Annotated in this window: 17 protein-coding genes and 1 pseudogene; 5 read left to right on the forward strand and 13 right to left on the reverse strand. The window is 68.2% G+C overall.

All coding sequences use genetic code 11. From position 1 onward, the window contains the following. On the forward strand, positions 1-243 hold a 243-nt coding region (locus AC1D1G_RS26105), incomplete at its 5' end, for a DapH/DapD/GlmU-related protein (protein ID WP_477954243.1). 31 nt (positions 244-274) lie between these two features. Further along, positions 275-1,639, forward strand: a complete 1,365-nt coding sequence (locus tag AC1D1G_RS26110) for an amino acid permease (protein ID WP_280785119.1) — start codon at positions 275-277, stop codon at positions 1,637-1,639. 18 nt (positions 1,640-1,657) lie between these two features. On the opposite strand, the gene AC1D1G_RS26115 is transcribed toward AC1D1G_RS26110, so the two are convergent. The 10 genes from AC1D1G_RS26115 to pruA all read right to left on the reverse strand — a co-directional run bounded on the left by AC1D1G_RS26115 (position 1,658) and on the right by pruA (position 14,559). After that, entirely contained in the window at positions 1,658-2,071 is a 414-nt protein-coding gene (locus AC1D1G_RS26115; RefSeq protein ID WP_011598031.1) for a DUF1622 domain-containing protein, read from the reverse strand. 109 nt (positions 2,072-2,180) lie between these two features. Further along, on the reverse strand, positions 2,181-3,110 hold the full coding sequence (locus AC1D1G_RS26120; RefSeq protein ID WP_477954245.1) for an HAD family hydrolase: 930 nt from the start codon (positions 3,108-3,110) through the stop codon (positions 2,181-2,183). 11 nt (positions 3,111-3,121) lie between these two features. Then, a complete protein-coding gene (locus tag AC1D1G_RS26125) occupies positions 3,122-5,482 on the reverse strand; it encodes an arylsulfatase (RefSeq protein ID WP_280785117.1) in 2,361 nt (786 codons plus the stop codon). Positions 5,483-5,569: 87 nt separating this feature from the next. Continuing rightward, positions 5,570-7,222, reverse strand: a complete 1,653-nt coding sequence (locus AC1D1G_RS26130) for a substrate-binding and VWA domain-containing protein (protein WP_280785116.1) — start codon at positions 7,220-7,222, stop codon at positions 5,570-5,572. A 134-nt stretch (positions 7,223-7,356) separates the two neighbouring features. Next, on the reverse strand, positions 7,357-8,595 hold the full coding sequence (locus AC1D1G_RS26135; RefSeq protein ID WP_280785115.1) for a PucR family transcriptional regulator: 1,239 nt from the start codon (positions 8,593-8,595) through the stop codon (positions 7,357-7,359). Between the two features lie 129 nt (positions 8,596-8,724). Next, on the reverse strand, positions 8,725-9,765 hold the full coding sequence (locus AC1D1G_RS26140) for an NADP-dependent oxidoreductase (protein ID WP_477954248.1): 1,041 nt from the start codon (positions 9,763-9,765) through the stop codon (positions 8,725-8,727). 52 nt (positions 9,766-9,817) lie between these two features. Beyond that, on the reverse strand, positions 9,818-11,218 hold the full coding sequence (locus AC1D1G_RS26145; RefSeq protein WP_280785113.1) for an acyl-CoA synthetase: 1,401 nt from the start codon (positions 11,216-11,218) through the stop codon (positions 9,818-9,820). A gap of 12 nt (positions 11,219-11,230) precedes the next feature. Then, entirely contained in the window at positions 11,231-11,890 is a 660-nt protein-coding gene (locus AC1D1G_RS26150; RefSeq protein ID WP_280785112.1) for a rhomboid family intramembrane serine protease, read from the reverse strand. Positions 11,891-11,944: 54 nt separating this feature from the next. After that, the gene (locus AC1D1G_RS26155) at positions 11,945-12,922 is read right to left on the reverse strand and encodes a proline dehydrogenase family protein (protein ID WP_477954251.1); all 978 of its coding nucleotides are present in this window, start codon (positions 12,920-12,922) and stop codon (positions 11,945-11,947) included. Further along, positions 12,919-14,559, reverse strand: coding sequence for an L-glutamate gamma-semialdehyde dehydrogenase (gene pruA, locus AC1D1G_RS26160; RefSeq protein WP_477954253.1), 1,641 nt, complete (start codon positions 14,557-14,559; stop codon positions 12,919-12,921). Before pruA ends, AC1D1G_RS26155 begins: the two co-directional genes overlap by 4 nt. Positions 14,560-14,713: 154 nt before the next feature. Between pruA and AC1D1G_RS26165 the strand changes: the two genes are divergently transcribed. Beyond that, positions 14,714-15,304 (forward strand): hypothetical protein, encoded by a 591-nt coding sequence (locus AC1D1G_RS26165; RefSeq protein WP_477954255.1) that lies wholly within the window; start codon positions 14,714-14,716, stop codon positions 15,302-15,304. 433 nt (positions 15,305-15,737) lie between these two features. Here the strand turns inward: AC1D1G_RS26165 and AC1D1G_RS26170 are convergent, their stop codons facing one another. Further along, complete coding sequence (locus tag AC1D1G_RS26170) at positions 15,738-16,865, reverse strand: flavin-containing monooxygenase (protein WP_477954257.1); 1,128 nt, start codon at positions 16,863-16,865, stop codon at positions 15,738-15,740. 27 nt (positions 16,866-16,892) lie between these two features. After that, entirely contained in the window at positions 16,893-17,912 is a 1,020-nt protein-coding gene (locus AC1D1G_RS26175; RefSeq protein ID WP_477954259.1) for a methyltransferase, read from the reverse strand. Positions 17,913-18,019: 107 nt separating this feature from the next. Here AC1D1G_RS26175 and AC1D1G_RS26180 point away from each other — a divergent pair, with 107 nt between their 5' ends. Together AC1D1G_RS26180 and AC1D1G_RS26185 are read left to right on the forward strand one after the other, a co-directional pair. Continuing rightward, complete coding sequence (locus AC1D1G_RS26180) at positions 18,020-19,144, forward strand: helix-turn-helix transcriptional regulator (RefSeq protein WP_477954261.1); 1,125 nt, start codon at positions 18,020-18,022, stop codon at positions 19,142-19,144. Positions 19,145-19,756: 612 nt separating this feature from the next. Further along, on the forward strand, positions 19,757-20,161 hold the full coding sequence (locus AC1D1G_RS26185) for a WhiB family transcriptional regulator (protein ID WP_477954262.1): 405 nt from the start codon (positions 19,757-19,759) through the stop codon (positions 20,159-20,161). 39 nt (positions 20,162-20,200) lie between these two features. Here AC1D1G_RS26185 and AC1D1G_RS26190 read toward each other — a convergent pair. After that, positions 20,201-20,323 (reverse strand): annotated as a pseudogene (locus AC1D1G_RS26190) (phosphate transport system regulatory protein PhoU); the annotation flags it as partial.

Below are 20,323 nucleotides of genomic sequence, written 5' to 3' on the forward strand. Positions count from 1 at the left end.
CTGCTCGGCGCGAACGCCGGTCTGGGCATCTCGCTCGGTGACGACTGCGTCCTCGAGGCCGGCCTGTACGTGACCGCGGGCACCAAGGTCACCGGGCCGGACGGCACCGTCGTGAAGGCCAAGGAACTCAACGGCCAGTCCAACCTGCTGTTCCGTCGCAACTCCGTCTCGGGAGCCGTCGAGGTCGTGCCGTGGAMGGGCACCGGCGTGGAACTGAACGCCGCTCTGCACGCAAACGACTGACCCGGTGAGCGGTACGCGAACACCCGACACCATGACCGACTCGACCAGCACCCTGGGCCGGGGCCTGAAGGTCCGTCACCTCACGATGATGGGCCTCGGTTCCGCGATCGGTGCCGGACTGTTCCTCGGCACCGGTGTCGGTATCGCGACCGCCGGTCCCGCCGTCCTCGTCTCCTACCTGCTCGCCGGCATCATCGTCGTCTTCGTGATGCGCATGCTCGGCGAGATGGGAGCGGCGATCCCCGCCAGCGGATCCTTCTCGCACTACGCGCGGATCGGCATCGGCGAATGGGCCGGATTCGTGATGGGCTGGCTCTACTGGTTCATGCTGATCATGGTGCTCGGCGCCGAGATCACCGGCGCCTCCGGCATCGTGAGCGGCTGGCTACCGGGTGTTCCGCAGTGGGTCGTCGCCCTCGTGTTCGTGATCTTCTTCGCGGCGGTCAACCTCGCGAAGGTCAGCAACTTCGGTGAGTTCGAGTTCTGGTTCGCGGCCATCAAGGTGACCGTCATCATCGCGTTCCTGGTGATCGGCGTGCTGCTGGTGTTCGGCCTGCTGCCGGACACCGAACCGGTGGGCACCACCAACCTCTTCGGCCACGGCGGCTTCATGCCCGAGGGCTTCGCCGGGGTCGCCGCGGGACTGCTGGTCGTGGCGTTCGCGTTCGGCGGCATCGAGATCGTGACCATCGCCGCCGCCGAATCCGAGGACCCCGAACGCTCCATCGCCGTGGCGGTGCGCAGCGTCGTCTGGCGTATCAGCGTCTTCTACCTCGGCTCGATCTCGATCATGGTCCTCGTCCTTCCCTGGGATTCCTCGGACCTGAAGAGCGGACCGTTCGTGGCCGTCCTCAACCAGGCGCACATCCCGTACGTGGCCGGGTTCATGGAACTGGTGGTCGTGGTCGCGTTGTTGTCGGCGTTCAATGCCAACATCTACGGCACGTCGCGGATGGCGTACTCACTGTCCCGGCGCGGCGACGGTCCCGCGTTCATGGCCCGGATCTCGAATTCCGGGGTGCCCCTCAACGCGGTGCTGCTGTCGGTGTTCTTCGGTTTCGTCAGCGTCCTGCTCAACTGGTGGCTGCCCGACGACCTCCTGGGACTTCTCCTGAACGCCGTCGGCTCGGCGCTCCTGGTCATCTGGATCTTCATCGTCGTCTCGCATCTGCGGCTGCGCCCGCGGCTCGAACGCGAGGGCAAGCTGACCGTGCGGATGTGGTTGTTCCCGTGGCTCAGCTACCTCACGCTCGCAATGCTCGGCGGTTTCGTCGTGCTCATGCTCTTCGACTCCGATGCCCGCACCCAGCTGATCTCGACGTGCGTCCTGTTCCTCGTCATCGCGGCGCTCGGTGTGCTCAACACCCGGCTGCGCAAGCGGTCGCAGACGGTGTGACCGGTTCGGGCCGGCGACTCACCGGCCCGAACTCGGCTCCTGTCCCGCGGACGAGCGCGCCGCATGGGCGAGCACCTGCGGTCCGGTCACGAACGCCTTCCGCCACGGTGCGACACCGTCGATTTCGATCTCGATGGACAGGCTCAGCACGGTGCGGATCAGCACGATCACTCCCAGGACGGCGGCGTCGGTCAGCGACGGTGTCGAGGTGACCGTCTTGACGATGTCTGCCGCGACGAGCAATTCCAGGCCGAGCAGGATCGCGCCTCCCAGCGACTCCCGCAGGGTCTTGAACGCCTGAGCACCGTCCCCGGTCCGCCTCCACGCGCGGACCGCGAGGAAGAAGGCGAAGAGGAACCCGACAACCATCGCGAGGACACCGAGCACTTCGAACACTTCCGTTGCGAGTTCGAAGAACCTGACAGTGTCCATGGGAGTGTTCCTCTTCGGGAGGGTGTTCGCAGTCGAGGCCCGGTCGTTCCATGCATCACGCTAGGCGTCGATTCCCCGATTCGCGGCGAACCCACGAGGATTCCTCGGACTATTCGAGTTGCGGCGGGAACACCGTTGCCCAGTCGTTTTCGATACTGACGACGGTCCAGTCGTGGGTGCCGGCCAGTTCGAGCGCCTCCTCGGCGCCCGCGACGTAGTCGAACTCGCGGGCGGCATCGTCATGGCGCAGCAGTAACCGCAGCGACGGCCGGTCCGGTGCCTCCGCGAATTGCAGCATCGGGATGTCGCCGTTGCTGTTTCCCGCCGCCAGCAGGGGTCGCCTGCCGATCCGGTTCCAGATCTGCACCGGCTTCTCGGGGCCGTCGTCGAGGACGTCCGCCTCGGCTCTGCGGACGATCGCGCCGCTGCTGCCGTGGTGCTGCCAGGCCAGTGACACCCCGCTGCCGATGACCCGCTGCCGCGGAATGCCGTACACGTCGTGACTGATCGGCCGCATGAAATCGCGGCCACCGCCGGACACGATGTAGTTGCGGAACCCGTTGACGGCCAGGTAGTCGAGCAACTCCACCATCGGTGCGTAACTGCACGCCAGGTAGTTCCGGTCGAGGGTCGGATGCCGGGCGGTGCGCAGGAACTGGTCCGCCCCGGCCTCGAACTCCTCCACGGTCACGTCGGCGAAACCGGTCAGCACACGGGCGGCGAGTTCTCTCACGCCGCTGTCGTCGCCGTTGTAGTGCCGCGTGATGACGTCGTTCAACCAGCCGTAGTCCTGCGTGTAGGCGGCCTGCCAGGGCTGGCGGGTGCGAAGATCCTCATCGTGCTCGGCCATGACGACGAGACGGCGCAGGATGAAGTCGAGCTGAATGGGCATCGGCTTCTCACACCACAGTGTGCCGTCGTTGTCGAAGACCGCGATCCGATCCTCCACCGGGACGTCCTGCGCCGTCACCCGCCCGACGAATCCCAGGATCGCGGTCTTGCCGTCACCCTCACGCCAGCTCGGAAGAGGTTCTGTCACGGCGCTTCCGCTCACTCGCGAGAGAGCATGGCCGCGGCTTCGCGTTCGAGGTCGACGAACGGTTCGCCGCTGACGTCGATCGCGATTCGGTTCAACGCCCCACCGGTGAAGGCCCACGGCGACGAACCCGGGTAGTCGTCGGTGACGGGTTCGCCGCTGTCCCGGCCGGCATTGAGACCCTCACCACCGCCGATGCTGAATTTGCCGGGCTGCGTTCGGATTCGGCCCTCGCCGACCTTGCGGTCGCCGTAGTACAGGCTCAGGACCCCGTGGGCGGTCCCGGGCGGGTCCTCACCGTCCTTCTCGAACGACGCGGCCAGGATGAGGTTCTCCCCGGTTGGCAAATCCTCCGTCGCATCGATCTTCTGCTGATCGCTCCCGAGGAAGTTGTACACGTAGTGCAGCCGGTTGTCCTTGACGTACAGCGCGTGCCCACCGAACCGGCCGCCGTGCGAGAACAGCACCCCCGAGGCACCGGGTTCGGAGAGGTCGACGAGTGCCCCGATCGAGTAGGAGCGGTTACGGAGGTTGACCGCCACCGCCTCCGGTACCTCCGCGCCGCCGGGCCGGTAGACGTAGCGGTTGCGCGGGGGCGCGAGCTGCGGGCGTGGGGTGGTGAGGAGTTCGACGGGCGAGCGGTCGTCGAGCGGCAACGCCTGGTTCGCGCCGGCCTCGTGGAACCACAGCCCGACGAGCTCGGCGAGTCGGCCGGGTTCCTCGGCGGCGAGGTCGTGGAGTTCGGCGCGGTCCACCTGGGTGTGGTACAGCTCCCAGGTGTCCTCCGGGAAACGGCTCCACCCGCTCAGTGTCGGGTGGGTGGTGACGGCCTTCCAGCCGTCGTGCCAGATGCCCCGCCCGCCGAGCATCGAATAGAACTGGGTGTGCTTGGCGGTGGGGATGGTGGCGGCGTCGAAGCTGTAGCGCATACTCACGCCCTGGATCGGGTGCTGGGTGTACCCCTTCACCGTCTCGGGGAGTTCGACACCGAGGCAGTCGAGCAGAGTCGGCACGATGTCGATGGCGTGGTGGTACTGGTCGCGGGTCTCGCCGCGGGCCTCGATCCCGGCCGGCCACGACAAAATGCACGGATCGCTGGTGCCGCCGTTGAACGAGTAGCGTTTCCACATCTTGAACGGGGTGTTGAAGGCCATCGCCCACCCGTTCGGGTAGTGGTTGTAGGTCTCGGTGCCGCCGAGCTGGTCCAGCTTGGCCAGATTCTCGGCGAGATCGTCCGGCACGCTGTTGGCGATCTTGTTCTCGTTGACCGACCCGTTCGGGCCGCCCTCGCCGCTGGCACCGTTGTCCGAGACCACCACGATGATGGTGTTGTCGAGCTGCTCCATCTCCTCGAGGTAGGCCAGCAGCCGGCCGATCTGGTCATCGCAATGAGAGAGGAAACCGGCGTACACCTCCGCCATCCGCGCGAAAAGCCGTTTTTCGTCGTCGGACAGGGTGTCCCAGGGGCGGGTGAAGTCCAGCGGTGGGAACGGCTTGCCGTCGGGTCCGGTGCGGGTGTCGGGGGTGCCGATCGGGTTGAGCGGCGGCAATTCGGTGTCCGGAGGTACGAGGCCCATCTCCTTCTGCCGGGTCAGGGTCCGCTCGCGCATCGCTTCGTATCCGTCGTCGAACCTGCCGCGGTAGCGGTCGGCCCACTCCTGGGGCACGTGGTGCGGGGCATGCGCGCAGCCGGGTGCGTAGTACAGGAACACCGGCCGGTCCGGGGCAATCGCCTTGACGTCGCCGAGGTAGTCGAGCGCGTGGTCGGTGATGTCGACGCTGAAGTGGTAGCCCTGTTCCGGGGTGGCGGGCTGCTCGACGGGATGGTTGTCGTGCACGAGATCCGGATACCACTGGTTCGTCTCCGCGCCGAGGAAGCCGTAGAACCGTTCGAAGCCGCGGCCGACCGGCCAGTTCCGTTTCGTCGACGCCAGGTTCATCTCGTCCTCGGCGCACAGGTGCCACTTGCCGACCATCGCGGTGGAAAAGCCCTGCTCGACCAGGATCTCGGCGAGGGTGGCGCACTCGGGAGGGATGTGCCCGTTCCCACCGGGGAATCCGACAGCACACTCACTGATGCAGGCCATCCCGTTGGTGGTGTGGTTACGCCCCGTCAGCAGGCAGGATCGCGTCGGGGAACACAGGGCGGTGGTGTGCCACTGCCCGTACCGCAGACCGTTTGCGGCGATCCGGTCGATGTTCGGGGTCTCGATCGGCCCGCCGTAGCAGCCCATCGCTCCGAAACCGACGTCGTCGAGCACGATGTAGAGGATGTTCGGCGAACCGGGCGGCGCCTTCGGCTGCTCGTAGGGACCCCAATCCGGGATCGAGTCCCGAATATCGAGATTGACGACACCTCTGAACGGCTTGGCCATGACGAGCTCCTCGAATGGGTCCGACTCCCCCCTTTCACCCAAGCACTGTCGACCGATGGATGGCTAGTGCGCCGGAACAGTATTCCGCTAGCTGCGACCGCGCGCTGCCAGCGCGTTGACGAACACGTTGGCGATGTCGGCGGGATCCTTCGCGACGTAGCTCGACCCTCCGGAGACCCGCGAGATCTCGGCGAGTGTGGCCGCATCGGCGTCGCCGGTGATGCCGATCGTCACGATGATGACGGGCCGGGCGGGATCCATCTCGCGCTGCAGGATGCTCAGAAGCTGTTCCTTCGTGATGGAGTCCGGATCCTCGTTGGCACCGTCGGTCAGGATGATCACACTGTTCACGGCGCGCGGGTCGTACGTCTCCTGCACCGTCCGGAACGCGGCGAGCGTCGTGTCGTACAGGCCGGTACCGCCGCCGATCAGCCCGTCGACCTTCCCCGCCTGCTGCGCCATCAGCTGGCGCTGTGTGAGGCCGTCGACCACCGTGTCGTAGCGGCGGATCGGGACCATCTCCTTGTAGTCCTGCGGTCCCCCACCGAGCCCCTGCGAGAACGCCCACAGGCCGGCGGACACGCTGTCCGGGAACATCGCATTGCCGGCGAGCGCCGCATCGACTGTGAGGTCCATGCGCGACCGGCTGCCTGCGGGTGTCTCCATCGACCCTGACACGTCGATCGCGACGAGTGTGCGGATGGGCAACGCCATCAACGCCCACCCGCCGAGGGCGTCCTGTAGCGCCGACTCGTCCTCGAGCCCGAGCTTGGTGATCCTCCCGACGCCACGGCCGTCGGCCGGCGGGCTTCCGTCGGGTCCGCGGAATCCGTTCTCCGCGAGTACCGCACGGGCATCCTCACCGCCCAGAACAGCGGCGACGGCACGTGCCACCTGGGTGGCCCTGTAGTGCCGGTCGGGGGCGGGCGAGGTGACCACGAGCGGGAAGTTCATGAAATTGCTGCCCGTCGGGGGCACCGTCGCGGTGAGCGTGCGCGCGCCGTCGCCGTCGCCATCGGAGAATTCGAGCACGGACTGTTCGGTGGCCACGGCGACTCCGCCGTTGTCGACGACTCCCTGCAGCATCTCCTCGCCGATGGGCTCGTCCGCGGTACGTGCACTCTCCTCCTGCGCGAGCGGGACCAGCGCGGCCCGCACCGTCCCCGCGGACACGGGGTCGGCCTGACCCTCGGCGAGTGCCGCGTTGATCGGAGCCTGCGCGACCCCGGTCACGAGGGGGTTGCCCAGCTGGATGTCCTTGATCTGGAGGGCGGCGAGCCACGTCGGCGACGTGGGGACGTCCTCCTCGCGGGAGGCCAGGACAACGGGCGAGGATGCGATCGACCCCGTCATCACCTCGACCGGACCGGCCGCGGTGAGCGCCGCCTTGCCCACCCAGGCGCCGGTGTCGGGGATCCAGAGGTCCGGGGCGTCGGTTCCCTTGCCGAGTCGTCCCGCGACGTCGCCGGACGTCGCGGCGCTGACGGCGACGTTCGCGCAGCCCAGGTCGGTGTCCTTCGCTTCGCCGAGAATGCTGCTCAGGGCGGGCACGATGCTCGGGTCGGCGGCGAGGGTGTAGTCGGTGACCTGATCGCAGTCGTCGGCCCAGGAGCGCACCGCGTGAACGACGACGACCACGGAGGCCACGAGCCCCAGCACGACAGCGGCGCACACCGCGTAGAACCCGGGCGAGCGACCACCGCGTTCCTGCCCCGCGCTCGAATGACGCCCTCCGGCCATCGCCTGCCTCCCTAACATTTCGGTCACGAGACGACCACCGACACACCCGGACCGAATATGATCCGGCCCACATCGTAGCGAACGGTGCAGGGTACGACGCTGCGCCAGTGGCGGGCGGCCGAAACAGGATGACGTCAGCGATCGGGTTGCGCGACCTCGAGCCGGCGGGCGACGAGCGCGGCCTGGATCTGCCGCAGCCCGGACGGGCGGGTCGGATCGCAGCCCGTCAGCTGCGCTACCCGCTTGAGACGGTAGTCCACCGTATTGGTGTGAAGGTGCATCTGTTTCGCGGTGCGCTGCCGGTTGAGATCGTGGCCGATGTGMACCTCGAGCGTCTCGATCAGTTCGGGTGAGCCCTGCAACGGTTCGAGAAGCCGCGCCAGGTGGGTCCGGCCGGGCCCGGGCCTGGTGAGCTGGTATTCGAGCGCCAGATCGTCCATCTCGTAGAGGCCCGGTTCCAGCGCCAGCTGGTGGGCGAGGTCGAGGAGTTCGTGGACCTGGTCCGCGGCGGCGGGGATACCGGCGGTGCGGACCCGCGTCGCTGTCGCGGTGAGGGGAACGCCGGCGGCGGCTCCGATGCGGTCGAGCAGCGACACCATCCAGGCCCGCTCGGGCGAGCCCGGCAGCAACAGTGTTCCGCCGTCCGGGCTCAGCGAACAGAGGGCGGCACCACCCGCGGCGTCCGCCAGCTCGATCTGCAACCGGCGGAGTTTCTGCCGGGCGACGACGGCTTTGCGCCGGTGGGTCACGGCCTCCGTGGGATGCGACGGAATCGACAGCCCCAGCACCACGTACTCGTCGGCCAGCTCCACACCCGCGTGCCGCGCGGCGGTCGCCGCCTTTCGGCCGCTGAGCAGCGCCGTGACGAGGTTGACCGCGGCACCGTCGCGTTCGCTGTTGACGGCTTCGAGTTCTTCCACGTAGCTGGTCGTCGCGGCGACGGTCACGCATTCGAGGAGCGTGAACATCACCTTCTGGATGACCAGGAGTTCGGGCAGGTCTTCCGTGCGGGCGTTCGAGGCGACGAGGTCGCCGGCCTCCTGGATGCCTTCGTGGAGGATCCGGAGCACGAGCTTCAACGGGAACCCCTCGCGGGCCCAGCGCGCGGAACTGTTGCGCACCTCCGCGAGGTCCTCGTCCGTCGGGCTGATGCCCTCGTCGAGCATCTGGATACCGAGACCGAGGCAGACGATCGTGAAATCCATGACGTCGCTCTGCAGTTGTTCGCCGGGCAGCGAACCGCAGGGGGTCACGTTGTCGGCGAAATGCCGGACCAGCTTCTGCGCGACCGTCAGAGTGTCGCGCAGCGGGGCGGAGGCGGGCCTGCCATCGACGAGGATTTGCGAACCGGCCCCCGAACTATGATTCGTCATAGATCTGATCACTCCCCTATGTGGATGACACCGAACTCCCGCACCATCGACATCACGCAAACATAACGAGGGTTCGCTTCTGTCACCGTTGTATCACGACAGCGCCCTGTCCAGGGCGAATACGGTCGGTCAATTCTCCTCTGCGACCCGGACCACCAGCTTGCCGAAGTTGCTGCCCCGGAGCAGACCGATGAACGCCGCGGGCGCATTCTCGAGGCCGTCGACGATGTCCTCGCGGTAGGCGAATCGCCCCTCCCGGATCCACCCGGACACATCTCGCTGGAAGTCCGCGTACATCTCGGAGACGAACTCGCGCTGGATGAATCCGCGGATCGTGAGGCTCTTGACCAGAACCCGGGTGAAGAAGCCGGGCAGCCGATCCGGCCCCTCGGGCGTCTCGGTGTCGTTGTACTGCGCGATCAGGCCGCACACGGGAACTCGCGCATACAGGTTGAGCAGCGGCAGCACGGCTGCGGCCACCGCACCGCCGACGTTCTCGAAGTAGACGTCGATGCCGTCGGGGCACGCGGCGCGCAGTTCCTCGGCGAAATTCGGGGACCGGTGGTCGACGGCGGCGTCGAATCCGAGTTCGTCCAGCAGGTAGGCACACTTTTCCGGTCCGCCCGCGATCCCGACGGCCCGGGCGCCCTTCAGTTTCGCGATCTGCCCCACCGCCGAGCCGACCGGACCGCTGGCCGCCGCGACGACCACCGTCTCGCCTGCCTCCGGTTGCCCGATCTTCAACAGACCGGCGTACGCGGTGAAGCCGGGCATGCCGAGAACTCCGACGGCGGTCGACAACGGCGCAGCGTCGCGGTCGAGTGCGCGGAGTTGGTTGCCGTCGACCACGGCGTGCGACTGCCAGCCCGCATACCCGAGAACGTAGTCACCGGTTGCGAAATCCGGGTGCCGGGAATCGACCACCTGCCCGACGGTGCCACCGACCATGACCTCGTCGATCTCGACCGGGTCGGCGTAGGACTCCGCGGCACTCATCCGGCCGCGCATGTACGGGTCGAGGGACAGGTAGATGACGCGGACCAGCACCTGACCGTCGGCGGGTTCGGGCAGGTTTACCGCCTCGAGCCGGAAGTTGTCGGTGGTCGGCGCGCCGTCCGGCCGTGACGCGAGGACGATTCGGGTGCTCTGAACGATGCTCTCCACACTCACTGTGCGCCTGCCAATCCGTGTCGGGCCGGTATCGTTCGCCAGCCTACCGATTTCAGAACAGCTGCTTCTTCTGCACCTTGCCCATCGCGTTCCGCGGAAGCGACTCGACGACACGGATCTCGCGGGGCCGCTTGTGCACCGACAGTTCGGTGGCCACGTGCTCGATCAGCTCGGTTTCGGAGACGTCGTCCCCCACCACGAAGGCCACGAGCCGCTGCCCGAGGTCCGGGTCCGGGAGGCCGACCACCGCGGCTTCCCGCACGCTCGGGTGGCCGAGGAGAGACGTCTCCACCTCCCCCGCCCCGACCCGGAATCCGCCCGACTTGATGAGGTCTGTGGATTCGCGGCCGACGATGCGGTGGAACCCGTCCGGGTCGATGACGGCGACGTCGCCGGTCTTGAAGAAGCCGTCGTCCGTGAAGGATTCGGCCGTCGCGTCGGGCTTACCGAGATAGCCGTCGAAGAGCATCGGGCCGCGCACCTGCAGTCCGCCGATGGATTCGCCGTCGTGGGGAACGTCGCCGCCGCGCTCGTCGCGCAGCCGGGTTTCGACGCCGCGGACCGGCACACCGACCCACCCCGGGCGACGCTCGCCGTCGGCCCTGGTGCTGAGCGTGAGCATCGTCTCGCTCATGCCGTACCGCTCGATCGGTGCGAGCCCGGTCAGCTCGTGCAACTTCTCGAACACCGGCACGGGTAGCGGGGCGCTGCCCGACACCAGCAGTCGCGCACCCGACAGCGCGCGCGCCGACTCGGGGTCGTCGGCGATGCGACCCCACACCGTGGGGACACCGAAATACATCGTTCCGTGTGCGGCGGCGTAGGCCGCCGGGGTGGGCTTGACCGTGTGGACGAGACGGCTGCCGATACGCAACGGTCCCAGCACACCCAGGATGAGACCGTGTACGTGGAACAGCGGAAGTCCCTGCACCAGTGTGTCGTTGCCGGTCCACTGCCAGGCGTCGGCGAGGGCGTCGAGGCCGGCTGCGATGGCCTTCCTGCTGATCAGGACTCCCTTGGGGGGTCCCGTGGTGCCGGACGTGTAGAGCACGAACGCGATGCCCGACTCGGGCGGTTCCGGGTAGCTGTGCCACGACCGGGCGTGGACGCGGACCGGAACGACGGGCAGCCCCGCCGTGTCCGCGGGCGCCTCGCCGAGCCACGCCTGCGCACCGGAATCGCGCAGGATGTGCTCGAGTTCGGCGGGGCCGGAATCGGGCGGCACCGGCACCGCGGTCACACCGGCGATGAGGCAGCCCACGACCGCGAGGACGGTGGTGACGGTGGGGGTGGCGAGGATCGCGACCCGATCCGCGCGTGCCACACGCTCGGCCACGGACGTCGCCGCACCGAGCACGTCGCCGCGCGACAGGGTGGCGTCGCCGATCCGGATGGCGTCGGGAATGTCGTCGCCCTGGGCGACGGCCAGAGGATTCAGAGATCGCAGCAGCACATCGACAGCTTCTCACAGGGTCCGGACGTGGTCCGGTGGGTCTCCCGGTGGCGGACTGACGGTGGCCAGTGCCGCACCCAGCAGCGCCCCGGTGAGAACAGCCAGTCCGTGGGCGTCGTCGACGACCAGCAGCAGGACACCGGCGACGACGATGCCGCCGCTCGCGGCGAGTGCTCGCCACTCCTTGGACTGCATCACCACCAGACCGGCGAGGGACGCGGCCAGCGCGAGTGTGGCACCCGAGTTGCCCGCCCCGGGCGACGGGAACAGGAACGCGGTGAACAGGCCGAAGATGATCTGGCTCGCCACTAACAGCAGGACGGCCCGCACTCCTCCCCAGACCCGGACCGCGAGCGGGGCCACCCACGCGAGAACGAGCAGATTTACCGCGGTTCCGGCCAGTCCCCCGTCCTGCACCGCAACCGACGTGACGATCCGCCACCACTGGTGGTCCCGGATCTGGGTGGGGTCACGCTCGAGGGCGTCGAGGATGGCGGGGACGACGATCTGCAGCAGCGACGGCACGGCGATCAGCAACCACAGCACCACCGCGGTGCGCGGCGGACGGGTGAGTCGGACCTCGCCGATGCGCGTCGAACCGAGCAGCGTCGCGAGGACGAGAACGACGGCGAAGAGGACCGCGCTGGCCCATCCCCCGCCTGAAGTCGTCACCGCGAAACTCTACAACGACGCACCCCCACGGGAACCGATCCGCGACCGCGCCGGTCAGTCCCGGGTGACCACCGAGCGCAGGAAAAACCGCAGGTTCGAGGGACGCTCGGCCAGTCGCCGCATGAAGTACGCGTACCACTGACTTCCGTACGGCACGTACACCCGAACCTGCTTGTCCTCGTTCGCGAGCCGACGCTGCTCGACGTCCCGGATCCCGAACAGCATCTGGTGCTCGTAGGCGTCCGCGGCGCGGCCGGTGCGCCCGACCAGCGGGGCGACCGCGTCGATGACGGCCGGATCGTGCGAGGCCACCATCGGGTACCCGGACCCGTCCATGAGGATCCCCAGGCAACGCAGATATGACGCGTCCACGGCAGCGCGGTCCTGGAAGGCCTCGGACTCGGGTTCCCGGTACGCCCCCTTGCAGAGCCGGACCCTCGACCCGGGGTCGGCGAGGGCGCGGCAGTCGTCCTCGGTGCGTCGCAGATACGACTGCACCACCGCACCGAGCCAGGGGTAGTCGTTGCGGAGTTCGCGCACGATCGCCAGCGTCGAATCGGTGGTCGTGTGGTCTTCGGCGTCCACGGTCACCCACACCCCCGCCGCCTCCGCGGCGGCGCAGATCGTGCGGGCGTTGTCGGTGGCGATCCTGCGACCGTCGCCGGCGAGCGCCTGCCCGAGCGCCGACAGTTTCATCGACACCTCGAGGCGGCGAACACCCGAACTCCCGTCCGCCGCTTCCGGTAGCGCACCGAGATCGGCGACGAGCGCCAGATATTCGTCGACCGTCGCCTGGGCTCCCGCCGCATCATGCGTGTCCTCACCGAGGAAGTCGATCGACACCGACCGGCCCGAATCGAGGATCTCCCGGACGGATGCGAGCGCCGACTCCCGGTTCTCCCCGGCGACGAAGCGGTCGACGAGTTTCCGGGTGACGGGGGCGCCGGTGACCGCCCGTTTGACGCGGGACGACCGGGCGGCCGCGAGGATCGCCGGGCGCAGCGGATTCGTCAGAACGGTGGGCGCTTTCATTCCGACCCCATGTGCGGATATCGGTAGTCGGTGGCCGGGACGAACGTCTCCTTGACGGTGCGGGCCGACACCCACCGCAGCAGGTTGAGCTTGGACCCGGCCTTGTCGTTCGTGCCCGAGGCGCGGGCCCCGCCGAACGGCTGCTGCCCGACGACGGCACCGGTCGGCTTGTCGTTGACGTAGAAGTTGCCGGCGGTGAACCGGAGAGCAGACGTTGCCTGCTCGACGGCCTGGCGGTCGTCGGCGATCACCGCGCCGGTCAGCGCGTACGGGGCCGCCGAGTCGACCTTGCCGAGCACGTCGGCGAACGCGTTCGGCGCCGAGTCGTCGTACACGTGCACCGTCAGGATCGGACCGAAGTACTCGGTGGTCATCGCCTCGTCGGCCGGGTCGTCGGCGAGGAGCACGGTGGGGCGGACGAAGTAGCCGACGCTGTCGTCGTACTTGCCGCCGACGGCGATCTCGAGACCGGTAGCGCTGCGGGCGCGTTCGATGGCCGCGACGTTCTTGTCGTAGGCGCGGCGGTCGATGAGGGCCCCGCCGAAGTTCTCCAGATCCGTCACGTCACCGTAGGTGAGGGCGTCGACTTCCGCGGTGAACGTGTCCCGCATCCGCCGCCACAGCGACTTCGGGACGTAGGCGCGGGAGGCGGCCGAACACTTCTGGCCCTGGTATTCGAACGCGCCGCGGATCAGCGCCGTCCGCAGCACGTCCTCGTCGGCCGAGGCGTGCGCGACCACGAAGTCCTTGCCGCCGGTCTCCCCCACCAGCCGGGGGTAGCCGGCGTACTTCCCGATGTTCGCGCCCACCTCGCTCCACAGATGCTGGAACGTCCGGGTCGAACCGGTGAAGTGGATGCCCGCGAGGCGGGGGTCGCTCAGCAGCACTTCCGAGACCGCCTGCCCGCTGCCGGTGAGCAGATTGATCACGCCCGGCGGCATTCCCGCCGCCTCGAGCAGTTTGATGGTCCAGTACGCGGCGACGGTCTGCGTCGACGACGGCTTCCAGATCACCGTGTTGCCCATCAACGCGGGCGCGGTCGGCAGGTTCCCCGCGATCGCGCTGAAGTTGAACGGCGTGATGGCGTRGACGAAGCCCTCGAGCGGACGGTATTCGAGCCGGTTCCACACCCCGGGTGAGGAGATCGGCTGGTCGGCGAGGATCTGGCGTGCGAAGTGAACGTTGAAGCGCCAGAAGTCGATCAGTTCGCACGGCGCGTCGATCTCCGCCTGCTGGACCGACTTCGACTGGCCGAGCATCGTCGCCGCGGCGAGCGTTTCGCGCCACGGCCCGGACAGCAGGTCGGCGGCGCGCAGGATGACCGCGGCCCGGTCGTCGAACGAGAGCGCCCGCCAGTCCGGTGCCGCGGCCGTGGCCGCCTCGACCGCCGCCGACGCGTCGTCGTGGGTGGCGCTGCGCAGCGTGCCGAGCACGGCGGCATGCCGGTGGGGTTGCACGACGTCGACGCGCTCGCCGTTGCCGTGCCGGTGTTTGCCACCGATCACGTGCGGGATGTCGACGGGATTGGTGGCGATGTCGGTGAGTGCCGATTGCACTCGGGAACGTTCGGGACTGCCCGGCGCGTACGTGTGGACCGGCTCGTTGGTGGGCACCGGAACCTGGGTGATGGCGTCCATGCTGCCTGCCTCCTGCCCTCAGATCGTGAGGAAGTGACCGGGACCGCGGGCGGACGGGGACACCCGTCCGAGCGGAACCCTTGAGCCCAGGTTAGCGCCGGACGGGGGTGCTCATCCGGTTTTGACGCGCGGGTCGGCTGGCTACCATCGGCACATGGCCGAACGGAATCGCGTGTCACCCCGATCCGAGATCGTCGCGATTCCACTCCGCGGCCGGTTCATGGGAAACCGGGGCAGCCTGCACCGGGGGCACACCGTCATGCGCAACCATGCGGGCAAGCGGTGGATCATCTGCGTCACCGACTACCCGGCCCGCACCGTCGCCCAGTGGAGCGACGGCCACTACACCGTCCTCTTCTTCCACGACGAGGCGGTGGCCCTCGCGGCCGGGCACCGGCCGTGCGCCCTCTGCCGACGCGAGCGGTACAACGACTTTCGTCTCGCGTGGCAGTCGGCCCACGGGGGTGGGCTGCCGGGCGCGGACCAGATGGACGCCCGGCTGCACGGAGAACGGCTGGCCGGTTCCCACCAGCGCACGCACGAGGCCGCGTGGTCGTCGTTGCCCGACGGGGCCTTCGCGCTGCTCGACGGCGGACCCGCGGTCGTGCTGGGTGACACGGTCGTCCCCTGGTCGGCCGAGGGATACGGGACTCCGGCGAATCGGCCGACCGGCACCGCCACCGTCCTGACACCGCCGTCCACCGTCGCCGCCCTCGCAGCCGGCTACCGACCGGACGTCGCGTAGGACTGTAGACGCTAAGAACGCCGCTCAGGCCCCAGCCCCCGGCCCCGCAAATTCTGCACCCGGTGATCTACCTGCTGAGATCCCGATCCTCCGGCGGATCCCGCGGCGGCGGCTCCTGCGGTGCCCATACCGGTCCCGGTGACAGCACCCGTCCCAGTGCCCTCGGCCACCGAACCGGGCCATGACGGGACGGCACCCGCGCCGCTCGCCCAGCCAGTTCCCGCACCCCCGGTCGAGTGCGGCCAGGGTGCCGTTCAGGATTGCGCGGTTCCCCCCAGCGCCACACGGCGGCGCACGTCGCACAGCACCGGGGAGGCTGGCGAGGTTTGCCGCCGCAGGTGGTATTCGGTGCGGTGGTCAGGGTTCTGGTCTGCGCTGGAGACCCGTGCGTAGCCAGCGCCGGGGCAGGGCGGGAGAATCCCACCGCCGACGCTCACCGCAGTTCCCGCGCGATCGCTCGGGCCGCGCGGCGAGCCTGCTTCGCCGCGAACCCGATCTGCGACGGCCTGGGCACGAACCCGATGAAACGCAACCTCTCGGCGGCCGGCTTTTCACCGGTGGCGTGCGGCCAACCTCGCTCGTCCAGTACGCCGAGGTGCCCGACCAGCTTTTCGAGTTCCTGGCGGAACCCCGTCGCGCAGACCATCGCCTCCGGGTCGATTCGCACACCGTCCACCAGCCACACGCTGTCCGCGTCGAGTGACTCGACTCCGCGAACGACCTCGATGGACCTGTCTCGGATCGCGGCGACGAGCTCCTTGTCGACGATCGCCGGTGCCACGCCGAGGCGCGCGCTGCGGGCGAAGATCCCCTCGTCGGGGATCGGCAATCCGAACTCGCGCAGGTCGCCGATGCTCCTCTCCCGGCCGAACCGAGCGATTGCGTCCGCGATAGGGACCGGGGCATGGTAGAGCGGCGTCGCGATGAAGTCTCCCGGCATGCCACCAGGTCCCTGGCGGAGCATGATGTTCGGCGGCGTGCGAGCCGAAAGCCAGACCTTTGCCGCGCCTCCGGTGGCGAGGTCGTAGGCAATTTCCATGCCCGAGCAGCCCGCTCCCACCACGAGGACCCGTTTCCCGTTGTACTGCGAGGGATTCCGGTACTGCGAGGAATGAACCAGTGCACCCCGCCAGTCCCCGCGTCCGGGCCAGTCCGGGACGAAGGGCTCATGATCGAAGCCGGTCGCGACCACCACCTCGGCAGCGTCGACCGAACCGGCAGCGGTGGTCAACCGCCAGTGCCCGTCCGTTAGGTCGAGCCGTTCCACCGGGCAGCCCAGGCGCAACTCGATCCCGTCCGCACGTGCGTGCCGCTCGAGATGCTCGATCACCTGTTCCCGCGTGGGAAAGGTCGGTGTGCCCTTGGGGTAGGGGCGGTTCGGCAGGTGGGAGAACTGCCTGCCGGTGTTCAGTCGCAGCCGGTCATAACGAGAGTGCCACGACGAACCGACTTGGTCGGCTCGGTCGATCAGCAACGGGTTGATGCCACGGTCGGCGAGGGCCACCGCCGCCGCGACCCCGGAGGTGCCGGCACCGACGATTGCGACTTGATGCTCGCTCATCGTGTGCTCCTTGGGTGTTGTCTTGTTTCATGCGGTTTCGGCGACAATGACGCTCATCGGGCCGGTGAGCGAGCGGTGGTCGCGGTAGCGCCAGCCAGTCTCCTGCAGCCAGGCGATGCCTTCTCCGACGCTGTAGACGTCGCCGTGTTCGAGGTGGACCGCGTATTCGCCCGCCATCAGGGCGGCCGCGACCGGCTGGGTGTGGGTGGGGTCGGTCCAGAAGTCGGCAATCAGCAGCGTGGCGCCGGGTGCGGCGACGTCGCGAATGCGTTGTAGCAGAGCATAATTCTGCTCCGGCGACCAGTAATGCACCAGGTTCGCGACCAGGAAGGCGTCGTATCCGGCGGGCAGCGGGTCGGCCATCGCGTCGCCGGCGCATACGTCGATTCGCCCCTCCAGCCCGACCGACGTGATGCGGTTCTGCGCGGTCTGGGCAACCGCCGGCAGCTCGAACACGGTCGCGCTCAGTTGCGGGCAGTGGCGCGCCACCGCGATGGACCAGGAGCCGGTGCCGCCGCCGATGTCGAGGAGTCGATGACTACCGGACAGATCGACCGTGTCCGGCAGGGCGAGCGAGGGGCCGGCCGAAAACGCCTCGATACCGATCGAGGCGATGGGTTGCAGGGCGGCGTCGAGGTCGAAGGTCTGGCGTTTCGGCCCGCGGGCGAGTGCGTCGGCCAGGTCTTCCCACGCCGGGAAGCTGATCTTGTCCCAGAACCGCAGCAGCGGACGCAGGTCGGCGGGCGATCCGCCGGCGAGGAACGCGGCCGCCGTCTCGGTATTGACATACTGTTCGCCTCGGCGTTCGAGCATACCCAGCGCGACCATGGCGTCGGCGCTGATCCGGGTGGCTCGGGCAGTAAGCCCGGTGCGGGCGGCCAGGCCATGCAGGTCGGTGGGGCCCTCGCCCAACGCCTCGAACAAACCGAGTTCGCTGGCGGCGAAGAGGTGTTTGGCGGCCATGAACCCGGACGCCAGCTGCATGATCGGCTCCGGGTCAGGCAGGTCGTGGTCGGTTTCGGCGGAGGTACGGGCTGTCATCGTCATGAAACCAGCGTCGTCGTTGTCGGTTCTGCGGCATATCCCTGAATCCTGGGCAATTCACCCAGATTTCTGGGGTAGGCAGCCCTGACCTGCTGCGATACACTTCGGGCATGGCGCAGAGCTCGCTGCCACGCGTCCGCGATCAAATCTCGCGTGCCGCCGCCGACCAGCTGGACTGGGTGGGGTACAGCGCGCGAATGAGCGAGGCCCTGCGCACGGTGATCCCACATGACCGCTGCTGCTGGCACACCGTCGACCCGGGCACCATCCTGTTCACCGGCAGCGTCAACCGGAACGTTGGGTGCTCCGGATCCTGGTTGGCGCACTACGAATACGAGGTCGAGGACRTCGACAAGTGGGCGTTTCTTGCGCACAGTGGCCGCCTGGCGGGTGCACTTAGTCTGGATACCCACGGAGACTTGTCCCGCAGTGCACGGCACCGTTCGCACGAGGCGTACGGAATCGGCGACGAGCTGCGGGTCTCCCTGGTGTCGGACGGGGTCTATTGGGGTGCAGCGGCATTCCTGCGCGATGCGGGCGCGCCGTGGTACACCGCCGAGCACGTCCGCGCAATCGCCGCGCTGGCGCCCGCGCTCGCGACCGGTCTGCGACGTTCGATGCTCCACGAGGTCGAGGCCGCCGTGACGACCGTGGACTACGGCCCCGGCGTGGTGGTCTTCGACGCCGCGGGCAACCCGGAATCGGTCTCACCCGCCGCGGAACGCTGGATCGACGACATTGTCGAGGTCCCGGCGCCGTCGACGCCGTTCGAATCGAAGGTCGTGCAGGCCATCGCGGCCCGGGCGCGGGCGATCGAACCGGGCACCGATCCGCTGGAACTTGCCGCGCGCTCGCGGGTACGCACGCGATCCGGCGCCTGGCTGTTGCTGTACGGGACCAGGCTTTCCGGCGTCGAAGACGGACGCACCGCCGTCATCATCCAACCCGCGACGCCGCATGAGATCGCGCCCGTCATTGCCATGGCCTACGGACTGTCCCAACGCGAATGCCATCTCACTGCGCTGTGCATCCAAGGGCGATCGACAAGGGAGATGGCGCACGCAATGTCGTTATCCGTCTACACAATTCAAGACCACATGAAGTCGATCTTCGACAAGACCGGGGTGCGCAGCCGCGGGGAACTGGTGGGGCAGATATTCCTCGAGCACTACGCGCCACGCTGGGAGCTTGCGGCATCCCCGCCATCCGGATGGTGGGCGAAGGGCATCAACTGAATTCGCCGAACTCTCAGCTGTGCGTATCTGCTTCACGACCAACGGCGCGCCAACCAAGAAGGTTCACCGCCCGAACCATCTCTCCTTCCACGACGCCGGCGCTCACCGACAGTGTGCCGTCGACCAGGAAGATGCCCCTCGCACATTCTGTCGCCGCCGCAGCGAACGGAGGTGGCCCCGATTCCCTCCGTTCGTCCTGCAAGCCCAATCCCAATTCACACGACTAACGGCGGCTCCGCGAGTCCGGCAGGCAGCGCCATATAAAGCCGCGAAATCAAATGCCACCTATCGCCGTGAGTCACAGCCATCAGCTTGTCGAAAAGTGCAGTGGGCTAGGGTTTTCGACACAGTTTCTCGACACAGGTTTTCGCGCCTCCGACGTGCCGAATCCGCCGGTCAGAGGCGGTGTCGAAAATGGATCGTTTTCCGGACGCGTTTGGCGCCCCACTTTCAGTTCATCTGGCGCTGTCAGGGGCGATGTGCCATCGATGACTGTCCCTCTCTGGCGACTCACTGGCCCTTCGCGCGCCGGAGACGGCAGAACGGAGTGCGGGCACGGCGAGGTCGGGTAGTGCCCTGGTAATTCTTCGCCCCGGCGGAACGAGTCCAGGTTTGATCGCCACACGTCACCCTGCGACGGTTCCCCGGGATGTCCGTCCGGAGGCCCCCTTCCCATGGCATCGCTACCGTGCCCTGTTCCACCGCCCGTGCACCCCGATGGTCGCGATCCGCGGCACACCGACCCCCATGGTCCGCTCGTCGCCGAGTGGGGTGCCCCGGGCAGCGTGCCGGGGCGTCGACGCGGCGATCTTCTTTTCTCCCGACAAGGAACGCGGACTCGACCGCGCCCGCCGGGAAGCCGAAGCGAAGCGGCTCTGCGCGAGCTGCCCGGCGCTCGCTCCCTGCCGCGACTACGCCCTGTCCGCTCCCGAACCGTATGGCACCTGGGGCGGGATGAGCGAGACCGAGCGACGCCGATACGCTCGCCAGCAGCGCCGCGCCGCGAGCATTCAGTAGGCCCGTCGCGGTCCACGCTGGCGACCCGAGTGCGCCGGTCTACGGGCTCAGGGGTTCGCCGGTGACGAGGAAGATCACCCGGCGCCCGACCACGACGGTGTGGTCACCGAAACGTTCGTAGAAACGCCCCAACAAGGTGACATCGACCGCGGCCGGGATGCT

This window comes from Rhodococcus sp. P3_B8, assembly GCF_056402775.1.